Annotated in this window: 10 protein-coding genes; 8 read left to right on the top strand and 2 right to left on the bottom strand. The window is 68.6% G+C overall.

Annotated elements, in window-relative coordinates:
- Positions 1-8: 8 nt before the first annotated feature.
- Together ACWD3E_RS18075 and ACWD3E_RS18070 are read right to left on the bottom strand one after the other, a co-directional pair.
- The gene (locus ACWD3E_RS18075; RefSeq protein WP_451388596.1) at positions 9-2666 is read right to left on the bottom strand and encodes a SpoIIE family protein phosphatase; all 2658 of its coding nucleotides are present in this window, start codon (positions 2664-2666) and stop codon (positions 9-11) included.
- Positions 2667-3010: 344 nt separating this feature from the next.
- On the bottom strand, positions 3011-6754 hold the full coding sequence (locus tag ACWD3E_RS18070) for a GH92 family glycosyl hydrolase (protein ID WP_451388518.1): 3744 nt from the start codon (positions 6752-6754) through the stop codon (positions 3011-3013).
- 413 nt (positions 6755-7167) lie between these two features.
- Here ACWD3E_RS18070 and ngcE point away from each other — a divergent pair, with 413 nt between their 5' ends.
- From ngcE to dxs, 8 genes are all read left to right on the top strand, one after another.
- Positions 7168-8613: an N-acetylglucosamine/diacetylchitobiose ABC transporter substrate-binding protein gene (gene ngcE, locus ACWD3E_RS18065; RefSeq protein ID WP_451388517.1), complete on the top strand. Its 1446-nt coding sequence runs from the start codon at positions 7168-7170 to the stop codon at positions 8611-8613.
- 29 nt (positions 8614-8642) lie between these two features.
- Positions 8643-9569, top strand: coding sequence for a carbohydrate ABC transporter permease (locus ACWD3E_RS18060; RefSeq protein WP_451388595.1), 927 nt, complete (start codon positions 8643-8645; stop codon positions 9567-9569).
- A gap of 4 nt (positions 9570-9573) precedes the next feature.
- Positions 9574-10497: a carbohydrate ABC transporter permease gene (locus ACWD3E_RS18055; protein WP_451388516.1), complete on the top strand. Its 924-nt coding sequence runs from the start codon at positions 9574-9576 to the stop codon at positions 10495-10497.
- A 269-nt stretch (positions 10498-10766) separates the two neighbouring features.
- Positions 10767-11978: an ROK family transcriptional regulator gene (locus tag ACWD3E_RS18050; RefSeq protein WP_451388515.1), complete on the top strand. Its 1212-nt coding sequence runs from the start codon at positions 10767-10769 to the stop codon at positions 11976-11978.
- Between the two features lie 134 nt (positions 11979-12112).
- Positions 12113-13213 carry a substrate-binding domain-containing protein gene (locus tag ACWD3E_RS18045; RefSeq protein ID WP_451388594.1) on the top strand — a complete coding sequence of 367 codons (1101 nt, stop codon included), beginning with the start codon at positions 12113-12115 and terminating at the stop codon, positions 13211-13213.
- 186 nt (positions 13214-13399) lie between these two features.
- The gene (locus ACWD3E_RS18040) at positions 13400-14191 is read left to right on the top strand and encodes an ATP-binding cassette domain-containing protein (RefSeq protein WP_451388514.1); all 792 of its coding nucleotides are present in this window, start codon (positions 13400-13402) and stop codon (positions 14189-14191) included.
- Positions 14188-15492, top strand: coding sequence for a sugar ABC transporter permease (locus tag ACWD3E_RS18035; protein WP_451388513.1), 1305 nt, complete (start codon positions 14188-14190; stop codon positions 15490-15492). Before ACWD3E_RS18040 ends, ACWD3E_RS18035 begins: the two co-directional genes overlap by 4 nt.
- Before the next feature lie 145 nt (positions 15493-15637).
- Complete coding sequence (dxs, locus tag ACWD3E_RS18030) at positions 15638-17578, top strand: 1-deoxy-D-xylulose-5-phosphate synthase (RefSeq protein ID WP_451388512.1); 1941 nt, start codon at positions 15638-15640, stop codon at positions 17576-17578.
- The last annotated feature ends 15 nt before the right edge of the window (positions 17579-17593 follow it).

The following is a 17593-nucleotide window of genomic DNA, read 5'->3' as shown; positions in this document are numbered from 1 at the left end:
CGATCCCCTCAGTCCGCAGCCAGGTCCGGGAAGTCCGGGAACTTCGGCATGGCCACCTCGGCCCAGATCACCTTGCCCTGGGGTGTGTACCTGGTGCCCCAGCGCTCGGACATCTGCGAGACCAGGAACAGGCCCCGGCCGCCCTCGTCGGTCGTCGCCGCGTACCGCAGATGCGGTGAGGTGCTGCTGCCGTCGGCCACCTCGCAGATCAGCGTGCGGTCACGGATCAGCCGCACATGGATCGGCTCGGAGGCGTAGCGGATGGCGTTGGTGATCAGCTCGCTCAGGACGAGTTCCATTCCGAAGCCCAGCTCGGCCAGGCCCCACTCCTCGAGCTTGCCGGACACGGCGGCGCGCATACCGGACACGGCGGCCGGGTCGCTCGGCACGTCCCAGTCGGCGACGTTCTCGGCCGGCAGCGCCCGGGCGCGCGCGATGAGCAGGGCGACGTCGTCCTTGGCCCGCTCCGGCAGCAGCTCGGTCAGCACCGCCTGGCAGCTCTCCTCCGGCGAGCGGTCGGGGTGGCCGGTGAGCGCCTGCCGCAGCAGCTCCATGCCCACGTCCAGGTCACGTGTGCGGTCCTCGATGAGGCCGTCGGTGTACAGGACGAGCTGGGTCCCCTCGGCCAGCTCCAGCTCGGCCGTCTGGAACGGCATGCCGCCGAGGCCCAGCGGCGGCCCGGCGGGCAGGTCGGCGAAGGTGGCACTGCCGTCGGGGTGGACCAGCGCGGGCGCCAGATGCCCGGCCCGCGCCATGGCGCAGCGCCGCGTCACCGGGTCGTAGATCGCGTACAGGCAGGTGGCGCCCACGATGCCCGACGCCTCGTCCGCGTGGTTCTCGTCCTGGTCGATGCGGCCGACCAGGTCGTCCAGATGGCCGAGCAGCTCGTCGGGCGGCAGATCGAGCGTGGCGAAGTTGTGCACCGCGGTCCGCAGCCGGCCCATCGTCGCGGCGGCGTGCAGGCCGTGCCCGACCACGTCGCCGACGACCAGCGCCACCCGGCTCCCCGGCAGCGGGATCACGTCGAACCAGTCCCCGCTCACGCCCGACTGGGCGGGCAGATAGCGGTAGCCGACCTCCAGGGCGCTCTGCTCGGGCAGCGCCCGCGGCAGCAGGCTGCGCTGGAGCGTGACCGCCAGGGCGTGCTCGCGGGTGTACCGGCGGGCGTTGTCGATGCTGACCGCGGCCCGGGCCACCAGCTCCTCCGCAAGCGACAGCTCCTCCTCGTCGAAGGGGTGCTGCTTGGAACGCCAGAAGTTGACCATGCCCAGCACGACACCGCGGGCCTGGATCGGGACGGCGATGAGCGCGTGGATGCCGTAGTCCATGATCCGGCGCGCGCGATCCGGGTCCTGTGCATGCCAGCCGGAGGCGGTCGACAGGTCGGTCACCAGCTCGGAGCGCCCGGCGCCGTAGCCGCGTGCCTGCGGGGTGGAGGGCAGCCAGTCGAACAGCCGGCCCTTCTCGTAGAGCGGGTGGTCGTTCCGGATGCCCCGCACGGCGATCCGCCGCATGTCCGTCGCCGTGGCGGCCGGCTCCTCGCCGCGCAGCACGGCGTCGGCCACGTCCACGGTGACGAAGTCGGCGAAGCGCGGGACAGCGAGCATCGCCAGCTCGTCGGCCGTGCGGGCCACGTCGAGCGTGGTGCCGATGCCCAGTCCCGCGTCGTACAGCAGATCCAGTCGCTCCCGCGCCGCCTCCGCGCGGCCGGACACGGCCTGAAGCTCGGTGGAGTCGCGCAGCGTCATCACGGTTCCCCGGGGACCGCCCGCACCGTCCGTCGGCCGCTGGTTGACCGCCAGCAGCCGTCCTCCGGCCAGGTGCACCTCGTCGGTGGCCTCCCGCCCGGAGACGAGCAGCTCCACCGTCTCGGGGGCGAGCCCCGACAGCTCCCGCACCGGCTGTCCCTCGGCCTCGGGAGACAGCTCCAGCAGCCGCCTGGCCTCGTCGTTGGCGAGCAGCAGCCGCCCGTCGTCACCGACGATGAGCACGCCTTCCCGCACCGAGTGCAGCACCGTGTCGTGGTGCTCGTACATACGGGTCATCTCGTCCGGGGCCAGGCTGTGGGTCTGCCGCCTCAGCCGCCTGCTCATCAGAGCCGTCCCGCCGGTCGAAAGTACGAGAGCCGCGGCTCCGGCGGTCAGGATGATCGGCAGCTGCCGGTCCACCTGGCTGGTCACGTTCTTGACCTTCAGCCCGGCGGAGACGAGAGCGATCACCTTGCCATGGGCGTCGTCGATGGGAACGGTCGCCTGAACCTCGTGGCCGAGCGGGCCGTGGACGGACTCGGTGTAGACGTGCCCGGCCAGCGACGGTCCGATCCTGCCCACGAAGCGATGGCCGATCTTGCTCGGGATGGGGTGGGTGTACCGGATGCCCTTGGTGTCCATGACCACGATGAAGTCGACGCCCGCGGCCCTGCGTCCCGCCTCGGTGAGCGGCTGGAGCACCTTGGACGGGTCGGGGCTCTGCAGCGCCTGCACGATGCCAGGGGCGTGCGCGAAGGTCTGTGCGACGGCGATGGACCGGCGCTTGGCCTCCGCGGTGGTGTCACGCTCCGACTGCAGGAAGACGGCGAAGACGGCGGAGACCACGAGTGCCACCACCAGGGCCACCTGCAGGATGAAGACCTGCCCGGCGACGCTGCGCGGGCTCCTGCCGACCATGGAGCGCCACATGCTCCTGAATCGGCCGAAAAGGTCCGACATGCGATATTTCTAACACCGACGCCTCCGGGTGACTACGGCTGGCCCGAGCGATGGACATCACACCTTCCGGCCTGTGAACCGAGTGGCCTGTGCTGCTGCCCGGATGCGGCACCGTTGTCCCTTGGTCTGTACATGGCTCCAGCGTGGCTCTGGACAACGATGTCCGGCCACTTGGGCTGGCCCGACCAGGTGACCCCCGGCGTACGCCCGCGCGGGCTTACGCGGTCTTGCGGGCGTACGTGGCCTTCGGTCTTGAAGGGGGCGGGCCCCGACGGGCCCGCCCCCCTGTCCCTGTGCCCGCGTCAGGCCAGCAGCTCCACCTCCGCGAGCGTCGCCTCGCCGTCCAGCACCAGCCGGTACCTGGCGTAGGAACCCGGCGCGGTGATCGTGAACGCCCGGGTCTGCCGGTCCCACGTGAAGGTTTCGCCCGCGCGGTGGTCCAGCGTCTTCCAGCTCCTGCCGTCCGCGGAGCCCTGCAGGGTCCACCCGGTCGGCGCCTCCGTGCGGTCCGCCGACGAGGTCAGCGTGTACTGGACGGCCTTGGTGGCGTCCTTGACCGGCAGGTCCACCGAGGAGACCGTCGCGGCGGTGGCCGAGGTGTTGTCGAACAAGGCGCCGTCACCCGTCAGGACGTCCGCGCGCGGGTTCGGCACCTTGTCGTCCTGGGTGATGGAGACCGGGCCCGCGTTCTGGTCCGTGCCCCAGGCCGAGGGCTCGGGGCCCATGGAGAACTCCAGCTCCCCGCCCCGGGACAGCAGCGAGTGCGGCAGCGAGGTCGACGTCCAGGGCTTGCCGTTGAACGTCACGCCCTGCACGTACACGTTCTTCGCGCTGTTCTCCGGCGCCTTGACCACGAGGTCCCGGCCGTTCTCCAGATGCACGGTGACCTGCTTGAACAGCGGGGAGCCGATGGCGTACTCACCGCTGCCCATCACCAGCGGGTAGAAGCCGAGCGAGGAGAAGAGGTACCAGGCGGACTGCTCGCCGTTGTCCTCGTCGCCGTGGTAGCCCTGCCCGATCTCGCTGCCGTTGTAGAGCCGGGACAGCGCCTCACGCACGTACTGCTGCGCCTTCCAGGGCCGGCCGGCCGCGTCGTACATGTAGATCACATGATGGGCGACCTGGTTGGAGTGGCCGTACATGCCCATCCGGACGTCCCGGGCCTCGGTCATCTCGTGGATGACACCGCCGTAGGAGCCGACGAAGTCCGGCGAGGCCGTCTCCGGCGTCGCGAAGTACTCGTCCAGCTTGTCCGCGAGGCCCTTGCGGCCGCCGTACAGATTGGCCAGACCCCGGCTGTCCTGCGGGGCCGTGAAGGCGTAGCCCCAGCCGTTGGTCTCCGTGTAGTCGTACCCCCACACGCGCGGGTCGTACTTCTCGGAGTCCACCCGCCAGTCGCCCTGGGCGGTGCGGCCGACGAAGAAGCCCGCCCGGGAGTCGAAGAGCTTCACGTAGTCCCGGGCGCGGTTGAGGAGGTACTCGGACTCGTCCTTGTAGTGCTGCTCGCCCGTCTTCCTGTACAGCGCCTCGCCCATCTTCGCGATGCCGTAGTCGTTGACGTAGCCCTCCAGCGCCCAGGACAGGCCCTCGCCGGTGTCGGTGCTGGTGTAGCCGAGGAAGGGCGAGGTGCTCATGCCCTTGCGGCCCACGCCCGACGTCGGCGGCACGACCGTGGCGTTCTTCAGCGCCGCGTCGTACGCCGCCTCGGCGTCGAAGTGCACGCCCTTGACGTAGGCGTCGGCGAACGCGACGTCCGAGGAGGTGCCCGTCATCAGGTCGGCGTACCCGGGGGAGGACCAGCGGGAGGTCCAGCCGCCGTCCTTGTACTGCTGCACGAACCCGTCGACCATCTCGCCCGCCTGAGATGGCGTCAGGAACGAGTACGCCGGCCACGTGGTCCGATAGGTGTCCCAGAAACCGTTGTTGACGTACACCCTGCCGTCCACGATCTTCGCGCCCGTGTGCGTCGGCGTGTCCGGGCCCGGCATGGGGGAGAAGGGCGAGGCGTACTCGTCCTTGCCGCCGGCCTTCTCGAAGCCGGAGTTGGGGTACAGGTACAGCCGGTACATGCTGGAGTAGAGCGTGGTCAGCTGGTCCGGGGTCGCGCCCTCCACCTCGACCCGGCCGAACAGCTTGTCCCAGGTCCGCCGGGCCTGCTCCTTGACCGTGCCGAAGGAGGTGCCGGCCGGGATCTCCTGGCTCAGGTTGTCCTTGGCCTGGTCGACGCTGATGAGGGAGGTCGCCAGGCGCAGCGTGACCGTGTGGTCCGCGCCCGCGTCGAAGCGCAGATAGCCCTTGACCCCGCTCGACGCGCCGTCCGTCACGGGCTTGTCGAACTCGCCGTACACGAACAGCCGCGTCGCGCCCGTCGACAGGCCCGACTTCACGTCCGAGTAGCCGGTGACGGTCCCGTGCTCCTTGTCCAGGGTCAGCCCCGCCTGCTCGGTGACGTTGTCGAAGAGCACGCTCGCGTCCGCGCCCGGATAGGTGAACCGCAAGGCGGCCGCGTGGTCGGTCGGCGCCAGCTCCGCCTTCAGCCCGTTCTCGAACCGCGCCCCGTAGTAGTACGGCCGCGCGGTCTCGTTCTCGTGCCGGAAGGGCAGCGCCCGCGCCGTGCGGCCCGTGTCCGGGGTGCCGGTCGCGGCGGACGGCATCACCTGGAAGGTCTGCCGGTCACCCATCCACGGGCTCGGCTCGTGGCTCGCGCTGAACGCCTGGATCGTGGGTAGATTGTCGTCGTTGTTCGCACGTGCGTATTCGTACAGCCAGCTCAGCGACGATGCGTTGGTCACCGGCGTCCAGAAGTTGAAGCCATGGGGGAGCGCCGTCGCCGGGAAGTTGTTGCCGCGCGAGAAACTGCCGCTGGAGTTGGTGCCGCGGGTGGTCAGCGCGTAGTCGGACAGGTGCGCCTTCGGCTCCTCGGGCGGGACCGGCCGGAGCGCCAGGTCGTCCATCCAGCCGCGGAACTTCGCCGGGCCGCTCGGGGAGTCGTACGCCACGAGGATCCGGTCGACGGTCTTGCCGGCCGCGACCGAGCCGATGCGCGAGACCACGTTGTTCCACTGGTTGACGTACAGCGCCTTCGACTCGCCCTGGCCGCGCGGCGACAGCGGGAACCCGTGCTGGTCCGTGGCGCCCAGGCCGCTCAGATAGGTGCCGTCGGTGAAGGCCAGGTCGACCGAGACGTTGGTGGCGTCGTAGTCGCGGTCGCCGTCGGCCATCGACGGGAAGATGCGGTACGACAGCTGGGTGTCGCCCCCGACCTTCACGTTCACGTCGAAGACCTTGTTGTACGAGTACGCCCGCCCGCTCGCCGTGTGCCGGCCGGCGTAGCGCAGCGCGCGCCTGCCGGTGTACCCGGCCCGCGCCTTGGCCGTCGGGGAGCCGTTCGGGCCCCGGTCGACCAGCGACAGCATGTCCTGCGGCACCGTGCCGCCCGTGCCGCCGGTGGAGAACTGCACGTCGGCGATCTGGAGGATGTCCGTCGCGCCGTTGTTCTTCGTCACGTCCAGCCGGAAGTGCTGGTACTCGGCCGGCTGGGCGAGGTCGTAGGACTTCGTCTGGAACCGCGCGCTGAAGCTTTCCCCCGCACGGGTGTCGAGGGTCTTCCAGTCGTGGCCGTCGGCGGAGCCCTGGAGCGTCCAGTCCTTCGGGTCGCGCCCGTCGTAGTCGTTGGCCGAGGTGAGCGCGTACGTCGCCAGTTCGACCGGCTTGTCCAGGTCGAACTCCACCCAGCCGGTGGGCTGGAAGGTCAGCCACTTGGTGCTGGGCTCACCGTCGACGAGGTTCTCCTTCACCTCCCCGGCGCCCGTGTTCTCGCCGCTCGCCCGGACGTCGGTGACACGGTCGGTCACATTGCCCGGTATGCCGGTGCTGTAGCCGCCGTCGACGCCCGAGGCGCGCTTGGTGCCGTCGGGTGCGGTGTCGACGGTGCTCAGCCAGTCCGGCGCCGGATCGTTCACCTCGAACGAGGATGCGAACTCCCGGTCGGCGGCTGGTGCCTTGCCGGGCAGCGCGACCGCCGCGCCCTGCGATCCGACGGCCATGACAAAGGCGGCCGTGAGGACGACCGCCGGACCGTATCTGTGCCGAGTTCTCCGCTGCATCTTCCGCTGCATCTACGGATTCCCTCCCTGCGCCGAACGGTGGACAACGTTGTCAGCTTCGTGCGCAGGAACCAGTAGGTGGTCAAGTGGCCGTTGATGTCAAGGGTGTTGGGTGTGGCATTCAGGGACCAATGCCGCGGATTTTTCTCACCGGGTCCGCGCCGGAGGCTCATGTTTCCCCCAGGTCTCAACTCGGAAAAGACCCATGGCGAACCTTGCATTCGATCTTGCTCAGCTGGCGGGAAGTGGACTATACCTGTCGGCGTTTCCTGCACGACCCTGCACTACCCGACCGCGGTGCCGGGGAGGATCCGGTTCACCGCCTGAGTCCTGGAGAAGGCGAGGACTTGAGCATGGGATCCACTGAGCACCACGGTGGCGAGGGTGTCGGCCGCCGCGATCTGATCAAGCGTTCGGCCGCGCTCGGCCTTGTCGCGGCCCCCGGAATGGGCCTGCTGTCCGCCTGTGCGAGCAGCGGCGGCGACGGACAGAAGAAGGCGAAGGCGGGCAAGAAGAGCGCCAAGAACCCGCTCGCCGTCAATGACACCGCCCCGATGGAATTCGTCCTCTTCGACGGCGGCTTCGGCAAGGAGTACGCCCAGGACGCGGTGAAGATCTACCAGCAGAACTTCCCCAAGGCCAAGGTGAAGTTCTCCGCCACCCAGAAGATCCAGTCCACCCTCCAGCCCCGCTTCAACCAGGGCAACCCGCCGGACCTCATCGACAACTCCGGCGCCGAGCAGATGGACATGGGCGTGCTCGTCGGCAAGAACCAGCTGGCGGACCTCACCGCGCTGCTGGACGCCCCGTCGTACGACGACCCCGGCAAGAAGGTCCGCGACACGCTGCGCCCCGGCATCGTGGAGATGGGCCAGTTCGACGGCAACCCGGTCTGGATCCTGTACTACGCCTACACGGTGTACGGCGTCTGGTACTCGCAGAAGGCCCTCGACTCGCTGGACGAGAAGTACCCGGAGACCTGGGACGAGATGCTCAAGGTCTGCGAGAAGGCCAAGAAAAAGGGCATGGCGGGCTGGACCTACGCGGGCAAGTACCCGTACTACCTGCCCTTCTCGCTGTACCCGATGATCGGCAAGGTCGGCGGGCGCGAGGTGCTCGACGCCATCGACAACCTGGAGCCGAACGCCTGGAAGCACCCGGCCGTCAAGGCCTGTTTCGAGGCGTACTACGAGCTGTACAAGAAGGGCTACGTCCTCAAGGGCACCCCCGGCCTGGACCACATCCAGTCGCAGACCGCCTGGGCCCAGGGCAAGGCGCTGTTCATCCCGAACGGCTCCTGGGTGGAGAACGAGTCGGCCAACGTCATCCCGGCCGACTTCAACCTGGCCGTGTCGGCGCCCTCCGGCATCGACGCGTCCGACAAAATGCCGTTCGGCACCATCTGGGCCTCCGGCGGTGAGCCGTTCGTCGTTCCGGCCAAGGCCGCGAACCCCGAGGGCGGAATGGAGCAGCTGCGCATCATGCTCTCCGAGGCGTCCTCGAAGAACTTCACGGCCAAGGTGAAGTCGCTGACCGCGTACAACGGTGGTACCGATGGAATCTCCCTCACCCCGGGTCTGAAGTCCGGTGTGGCGGCGCTGGAGAAGGCCGGATCCAACGTGGTGAATCCGCGGCTCCAGGACTGGTACGTGCAGTTGCAGAAGGAGAAGATCGGTGTGGCCGGACTCGGCGAGATGATGGCCGGCCGCCTCACCCCGGCCGAGGCCATCAAGAAGATCCAGGGCTTCGCCGACGAGGCCGCGAAGGACAGCTCCATCAAGCACTACAAGCACCAGTAACCAGCACCCTTTAACGCACCGGAGTGACGATGCAGCACGGCAAGTACCGGTTCATCGTGGGGTTTCTGGCGTTGCCCCTGGGACTGTACGCGCTCTTCGTGGTGTGGCCGTTCATCCAGTCCATCTACTACTCGTTCACGGACTGGACCGGCCTGAGCCCCGAATTCAAGATGGTCGGCTTCGACAACTACAAGAGGATGTTCCACGACGACATCTTCTGGAAGTCGTTGCAGCACAGTCTCCTTCTCGCTCTGGTGCTGCCGCTGGTGACCCTCGGTCTGGCGCTGTTCTTCGCCTTCATGATCAATGTGGGCGGACGGCGGAGAAGGGGCGGCCCCGTGATCTCGGGGGTCCGGGGCTCCTCCTTCTACAAAATCGTGTATTTCTTCCCACAGGTCCTCTCGATCGCGATCGTCGCGCTTCTTTTCCAGTACGCGTACAACCCCGACAGCGGCGCGATCAACTCGTTCCTGCGCGGCATCGGCCTCGGCAGCGTCCAGCCGCTGTGGCTGGGTGACCCGGGCCTCGCGCTGTGGTGCGTGATGGCGGTGCTCGTGTGGTCCACGGTCGGTTTCTTCGTGGTCCTCTTCTCGGCCGGCATGGCCTCCATCCCGGCCGAGCTGTACGAGGCGGCCCTGCTGGACGGGGCGAACCGATTCACCACGTTCTTCCGTCTCACCCTGCCGCTGCTGTGGGACACGGTGCAGTCCGGCTGGGTGTACATGGGCATCATGGCGCTCGGCGCCGAGTCGTTCGCGGTCGTACAGATCATGACGACCGGACCGGGCGGGCCCGACTACTCGACCAGCGTGATGGTCCTGTACGTGTACCAGAAGGCGTTCCGGGACGGCCAGGCCGCCTACGCCACCACCATCGGCGTCGCCCTGCTCGTGGTCACGCTCGCGTTCGCGGCGATCGTGATGCGACTGGGCCGTCGCGAGCGGCTGGAGTTCTGAAGCCATGAAGACGACCGAGACCCCTGCCCCGCTGCCGGCCGAGTCCGGCGCGACCGTCGCCAAGGTGGACGTGCTCCCGGCCCGGCCCCAGAAGCCGAAGAAAGAGGGCACCGTCCTCAACGCCTTCTCCCACGGCATCCTGATCATCTGGGCGGTCATGGTGGTCATGCCGCTGCTGTGGGCGGTGATGACGTCCTTCAAGGACGACCGCTCCATCTTCACCTCGCCCTGGGCCCTGCCGCACCACCTGCACTTCGACAACTGGTCGCGGGCGTGGACCGACGCCAACATGAGCGACTACTTCCTCAACACCGTCCTGGTGGTGGGCGGTTCGCTCATCGGCACGCTGGTGCTCGGCTCGATGGCGGCCTATGTGCTGGCCCGCTTCGACTTCCCGGGCAACCGGTTCATCTACTACCTGTTCATCGGCGGCATGAGCTTCCCGATCATGCTGGCGCTGGTCCCGCTGTTCTACGTCGTGAACAACATGGGCCTGCTGAACACGCTCCATGGACTGATCCTGGTCTACATCGCGTACTCGCTGCCGTTCACGGTCTTCTTCCTGACGGCGTTCTTCCGCACGCTGCCCACGTCCGTGGCGGAGGCGGCGTTCGTCGACGGCGCCTCGCACACCCGTACGTTCTTCCAGATCATGCTCCCGATGGCCAAGCCCGGCCTGATCAGCGTGGGGATCTTCAACTTCCTGGGCCAGTGGAACCAGTACATGCTGCCCACGGTCCTCAACACCGACCCGGACAAGAAGGTCCTCACCCAGGGCCTGGTCCAGCTCGCGGTCAGCCAGGGCTACAAGGGCGACTGGTCCGGCCTCTTCGCCGGACTGGTCATGGCCATGCTCCCGGTGCTGGCGGCGTACGTCGTCTTCCAGCGGCAGGTGGTCGCGGGCCTGACGGCGGGGGCGCTGAAGTAGGGCCTGTCCGCCGGCAGGCCCTGGCCGACTTACGGTCACAACTCGATCACGATCCGACGCCACCCTGCTCCAGGGTGGCGTCGTCGTGTCTGTGGGGTGTCCGGGGCGGACCATCGAAGTGACAGCGATTTCCCTCAAGGACTTGACTGCGGTAACCCGTACAGCCGAGCTTGGAGTTCATAACTTGTAAGTGGCCCGGTTCCGTGGATGTGACCTGGGTCACGGGCGGCGCTGGGGCCGCCCCACCGATGTCGGGAGTGGATGAGTCGATGGAGACTCCGGGGTCGCAGTCGTCGCTGCACCGAGCCAACCTGGAACGTGTCGTGCGGGCCGTACGGCTGGCAGGCTCGCTCACGCAGGCGGAGATCGCGCGGACGACCGGCCTGTCAGCCGCGACGGTCTCCAACATCGTGCGGGAGCTGAAGGGCGGCGGAACCGTCGAGGTCACGCCCACCTCGGCCGGCGGGCGGCGGGCCCGCAGCGTCAGCCTGAGCGGCGACGCCGGGATCGTGATCGGTGTCGACTTCGGGCACACCCACCTGCGTGTCGCGATCGGCAACCTCGCCCACCAGGTGCTGGCCGAGGAGTCCGAGCCGCTGGACGTCGACGCCTCCTCCACGCAGGGCTTCGACCGGGCGGAGGAGCTGGTCAACCGCCTGATCGCGGCGACCGGAGTGGACCGGTCCAAGATCGCCGGGGTCGGGCTCGGCGTGCCCGGTCCGATCGACGTCGAGTCGGGGACCCTCGGCTCCACCTCGATCCTGCCGGGCTGGGGCGGCACCAAGCCCGCGGAGGAGCTGCGCGAGCGCCTGGGTGTGCCCGTGTACGTCGACAACGACGCCAACCTCGGTGCCCTCGGCGAGCTGGTCTGGGGCAGCGGCAAGGGCGTCCGTGACCTTGCTTACATCAAGGTCGCGAGCGGTGTCGGCGCCGGTCTGGTGATCAACGGGAAGATCTACCGCGGCCCTGGTGGCACCGCTGGCGAAATAGGACATATTACCCTGGATGAATCCGGCCCGGTCTGCCGTTGCGGGAACCGCGGCTGCCTGGAGACGTTCACGGCCGCGCGCTATGTGCTCCCGCTGCTCCAGCCCAGCCATGGCACCGATCTGACGATGGAAGGCGTCGTGCGGCTGGCCAGGGACGGCGACCCGGGCTGCCGTCGGGTGATCGCCGACGTCGGCCGCCACATCGGCAGTGGAGTGGCCAATCTCTGCAATCTGCTGAACCCGAGCCGGGTGGTCCTCGGCGGTGATCTCGCCGAGGCCGGTGAGCTGGTGCTCGGGCCGATCAGGGAGTCCGTCGGCCGCTACGCCATCCCCAGCGCGGCGCGCCAACTGTCCGTTCTCCCGGGGGCACTTGGGGGCCGTGCTGAGGTGCTCGGGGCGCTCGCCCTCGCCCTGAGTGAGATGGGCGACTCGACCCTTTTGGACGGGTCTGTCAACGGTGCTCTGCCGACCGCCACTCCTGCCTTCACTTAGAGAACGGATGGCACCGTTGCCATCTCGTTAAGGATTTACTTCTTGACGTCGCACGTGTGGCCGAGTTGACTTCCAGCCACCTCGGCCGCAACGACGCGGCCTCGTCAGGGAGGTTTCATCAAGTGAACGCACGTATGCGTCGTGCCGCCGTTGCCGTTGCCGCGGGTACCATGGCCGTCTCGCTCGCCGCCTGTGGCAGCGCCAAGGAGTCGAAGGGCAGCGACAGCTCTTCCTCGGCGCCCGCCAAGGGCGACAACATCAAGGTCGGCCTCCTCCTTCCGGAGAACAAGACCGCCCGCTACGAGAAGTTCGACAAGCCGCTGATCGAGAAGAAGATCAAGGAGCTGACGAACGGCAAGGCGGACATCCAGTACAACAACGCCCGCCAGGACGCGAACCTGCAGGCTCAGCAGGTCGACACCATGATCACCAACAAGGTGGACGTCCTGATCCTGGACGCGGTGGACGCCAAGGCCATCCAGAACTCCGTCAAGAAGGCCGTGGACCGGGGCATCAAGGTCGTCGCCTACGACCGCCTCGCCGAGGGCCCGATCAGCGCCTACACCTCCTTCGACAACGAGCAGGTCGGCAAGACCCAGGGCGAGGCCCTGCTGAAGGCGCTGGGCAGCAAGGCCACCAAGTCCTCCAAGGTCGTCATGGTGAACGGCTCGGTCACCGACCCGAACGCCGCCCAGTTCAAGAAGGGCGCGCACTCCGTCCTCGACGGCAAGGTCACCATCGCCAAGGAGTACGACACCAAGGAGTGGTCGCCGGACAACGCCAACTCCGAGATGGAGGCGGCGATCTCCGCGGTCGGCAAGGACAAGATCGCGGGCGTCTACTCCGCCAACGACGGCATGGCCGGCGGTATCATCACCGCCCTGAACGCGGCCGGCGTCAAGGTCCCGGTCACCGGTCAGGACGCCGAGCTGGCCGGTGTGCAGCGCATCGTCTCCGGTGAGCAGTACATGAGCGTCTACAAGCCGTACGCCCCCGAGGCCGAGGCCGCCGCCGAGATGGCCGTCGCGCTCGCCCAGGGCAAGTCGCTCGACTCGGTCGCCAAGGACAAGGTCTCCTCCGGCTCCGCCACCGACGTCCCGTCGGTCCTCGTCCCGGTCACCTCCCTGACCAAGGACAACATCAAGGACACCGTCATCAAGGACGGCGTCTACACCGTCGGCGACATCTGCACGGGCAAGTACAAGTCCGCCTGCGACAAGCTCGGCCTCAAGTAAGCGGTCCAAGTCCCTTCCCCCGTACGGTCATTCGTCCTTGAATGCCGGTACGGGACCGGACGGACTGCCCCAGGCTCCTCCGGCGCCCCGCGCTCAATGACAGCCCCGCAAGCTCGACGCGGGGCGCCGGACGGAACTCCCCCCAAACTTCTGCACAACCTCCCGCCGGGTCAGGCGGCGAAGGAGATGGTTCACGTGTCCGCTACGCCCGTGCTGGCGTTGCGCGGGGTCTCCAAGCGGTTCGGTGCCGTTCAGGCGCTCACCGACGTAGAGCTTGAGGTCCACGCCGGTGAGGTGGTCGCCCTGGTGGGCGACAACGGTGCCGGAAAGTCCACGCTGGTCAAGACGATCGCCGGCGTGCACCCCATCGATGAAGGCGTCATCGAGTGGGACGGCAAGCCCGTGTCGATCGGCAGGCCGCACGACGCCCAGGCCCTGGGCATCGCGACGGTCTACCAGGACCTGGCGCTCTGCGACAACATCGACGTCGTCGGCAACCTGTTCCTCGGCCGTGAGCTGAGGAAGTGGGGCATCCTCGACGAGGTCGAGATGGAGCGCCGCTCCCGCGAGCTGCTCACCACGCTCTCGATCCGCATCCCGAGCGTCCGCATCCCGATCGCCTCGCTCTCCGGCGGTCAGCGCCAGACCGTGGCCATCGCCCGCTCGATGCTCGGCGACCCCAAGCTCGTCATCCTGGACGAGCCCACCGCCGCCCTCGGCGTCGAGCAGACCGCCCAGGTCCTCGACCTCGTCGAGCGCCTGCGCGAGCGCGGCCACGCCGTCATCCTCATCAGCCACAACATGGCGGACGTGAAGGCGGTGGCCGACAAGGTCGCCGTCCTGCGCCTCGGCCGCAACAATGGCGTCTTCGAGGTCAAGACGACCTCGCAGGAGGAGATCATCTCCGCCATCACCGGCGCCACCGACAACGCCGTGACCCGCCGTGCGGCGCGCACGTCCGGGGAGGTTTCCAAGTGAGCATCGACAAGACCTCCGCGTCTCCCTCGTCCGCCAAGGACGAGCACGCTGTCGAGAACCCGGAGGCCCCGGCCGCCGCGGTCACCGCGGTCGACCCGCGCCTGCTGGTGCAGGAAGAGGGCCTGCTCGGCTACTGGCACGAGTTCAAGCGCAAGATGAAGGCCGGCGAGCTGGGCTCGCTGCCGGTCATCCTGGGCCTCGCCGCCATCTGCATCATCTTCCAGGTGCTGAACTCCGAGTTCCTCTCCGCGGAGAACATCAGCAACATCACGGTCACGATGGTCGGCACGGGCATGATCTCCGTCGGCATCGTCTTCATCCTGCTGCTCGGCGAGATCGACCTCTCCGTCGGCTCGGTCAGCGGCGCGGCCAGCGCCCTCGCGGCCGTCCTCACGGTCAACCAGGGCTGGCCCGAGTGGGTCGCCGTGCTCGTCGCCATCGCCGCCGGCGCCGCCATCGGCGCGCTGCACGGCTTCTTCTTCGCGGTGCTCGGCGCGCCCGCCTTCGCCGTGACCCTGGCCGGCCTGCTGTTCTGGCTCGGTTTCATGCTGAAGGTGCTCGGCGAGAACGGCACGATCAACCTCGACCCGGACGGTCTGATCGGCAAGCTGACCACGTACACCTTCACGGACGTGGCCGCCGCCTACGGCCTGGCCATCGCCGTGGTCGCCGTGTTCTTCGTCTCCTCCTTCCTCGGCAACCGGCGCCGCGAGGCCGCGGGCATCCCGTCCCGGCCGCTCAGCGACACGGTCCTGCGCACGGTCCTGCTGGCCGTGGTCTCCTTCGCCGGCGCCTACATGTACAACCAGTACCAGGGCCTGCCGCTGGCCACCGTGATCTTCCTCGCGTTCCTGGTCGCCACCGACTTCGTCCTGCGGCGCACCTCCTACGGCCGCAAGATCTTCGCGCTCGGCGGCAGCGTGGAGGCCTCCCGGCGTGCGGGTATCAACGTCACGGCGGTGCGGATCTCCGTGTTCGGCATCTCCGGCGGCTTCGCGGCGATCGGCGGTCTGTTCCTGGCCTCCAAGATCGCCTCGGCCAACCAGAGCGCCGGTACGGGCGACCTGCTCATGAACGCCATCGCGGCGGCCGTCATCGGTGGTACGTCGCTGTTCGGCGGCCGGGGCCGCACCTGGAACGCCCTGCTGGGTGTGCTGGTGATCGTGTCCATCCAGTACGGTCTGCAGCTGGAGTCCATCGCGGAGCCGGTGAAGTACATGATCACCGCCGCGGTCCTGCTGACCACCGTGGTCATCGACTCCATCACGCGCAAGACGCAGAAGACCGCGGGTCGCGCGTAGCACCTCGAGGTGCCAGCGCAGCTAGGCGGGTGACAGTGCCCGGTGCCCGAAAGGTGCCGGGCACTGTCGTGTCCTGCAAAGCCGGAACATTAGACTCGTCAAGCCCGGCAACAGCTCGATCAGCTCAACTTGCAAGGAGGCACGGGTGCCGCTGCTGACCCGCATCACGGGACCGCGCGATCTGGACCGGCTCAGCCTGGAGGAGCTGGACCAGCTGGCAGGGGAGATCCGGACCTTCCTGGTCGAGGCGGTCTCCAAGACCGGCGGCCACCTCGGCCCGAACCTCGGTGTGGTGGAGCTGACCATCGCCCTGCACCGCGTCTTCGACTCGCCGAAGGACAGTGTGCTGTGGGACACGGGCCACCAGTCCTACGTGCACAAGCTGCTCACGGGCCGGCAGGACTTCTCGAAGCTGAAGATGAGGGGCGGCCTGTCCGGCTACCCCGCGCAGGCCGAGTCCGAGCACGACGTGATCGAGAACAGCCACGCCTCCACGGTGCTCGGCTGGGCGGACGGCATCGCCAAGGCCAACGAGCTGAAGAAGCGGGACAGCCACGTCGTCGCCGTCATCGGTGACGGCGCCCTGACCGGCGGCATGGCCTGGGAGGCGCTGAACAACATCGCCGAGGCCAAGGACCGCCCGCTCGTCATCGTGGTCAACGACAACGAGCGCTCCTACGCCCCGACCATCGGCGGCCTCGCCAACCACCTGGCGACCCTGCGCACGACCGACGGCTACGAGCGCTTCCTCGCCCGGACGAAGGACATCCTCGACCGCACCCCGGTCGTCGGCAAGCCGCTCTACGAGACCCTCCACGGCGCCAAGAAGGGGCTGAAGGACTTCATCGCCCCGCAGGGCATGTTCGAGGACCTGGGCCTGAAGTACGTCGGCCCGATCGACGGGCACGACATCGAGGCACTGGAGTCGGCGCTGGCACGGGCCAAGCGCTTCGGCGGGCCCGTCATCGTGCACTGCCTCACCGAGAAGGGCCGCGGCTACCAGCCCGCCCTGCAGGACGAGGCCGACCGCTTCCACGGCATCGGCCCCATCCACCCCGACACCGGCCTGCCGGTCAAGGCCTCGGGCGCCGACTGGACCTCCGTCTTCGGCGACGAGATGGTCGAGCTCGGCAAGGAGCGCGACGACATCGTGGCGATCACCGCCGCCATGCTCCAGCCGGTCGGCCTGAAGAAGTTCGCGGACACCTTCCCGGACCGGATCTACGACGTCGGCATCGCCGAGCAGCACGCCGCCGTCTCCGCCGCGGGCCTCGCGCACGGCGGGCTGCACCCCGTCTTCGCCGTCTACGCCACCTTCCTCAACCGCGCCTTCGACCAGGTCCTCATGGACGTGGCCCTGCACAAGTGCGGGGTGACCTTCGTGCTGGACCGGGCCGGGATCACCGGCACCGACGGCGCCTCCCACAACGGCATGTGGGACATGTCCATCCTCCAGGTCGTGCCGGGGCTGCGGCTCGCCGCGCCGCGTGACGCCGAGCAGGTGCGGGCGCAGCTGCGCGAGGCCGTCGAGGTCACGGACGCGCCGACCGTGGTGCGCTTCTCCAAGGGCGCCGTCGGCCCCGCCGTACCGGCCGTGGGCCGCGTCGGCGGCATGGACGTGCTGCGTGAGCCCGGCACCGGCAGGCCGGACGTGCTGCTGGTGTCCGTGGGCGCCCTCGCCCCGATGTGCCTGGAGATCGCCGGCCTGCTCGACAAGCAGGGCATCTCCACCACGGTCGTCGACCCGCGCTGGGTCAAGCCCGTCGACGAGGCCATGGCCCCGCTGGCGGAGCGGCACCGGGTCGTCGTCACCGTCGAGGACAACAGCCGCGTCGGCGGTGTGGGCTCCGCGATCGCGCAGGCCCTGCGCGACGCGGGCGTGGACCTGCCGCTGCGCGACTTCGGCATCCCGCCGCGCTTCCTCGACCACGCCTCCCGCGCCGAGGTGATGGCCGAGATCGGGCTGACCGCGCCCGACATCGCCCGCCAGGTCACCGGGCTGGTCGCCAGGCTGGACGGCCGGTTCGACCGTACGGCCGACGAGGTGGACGCCGAGGTGGACTCGGTGGAGCCCGCCCGCGACTAGGAACGCGACAGGGAA

The sequence above is a fragment of the Streptomyces sp. NPDC002676 genome (assembly GCF_053592455.1).
The sequence above is the reverse complement of the archived record's forward strand: the minus strand, read 5'-3'. Positions and strand labels throughout refer to the sequence as shown.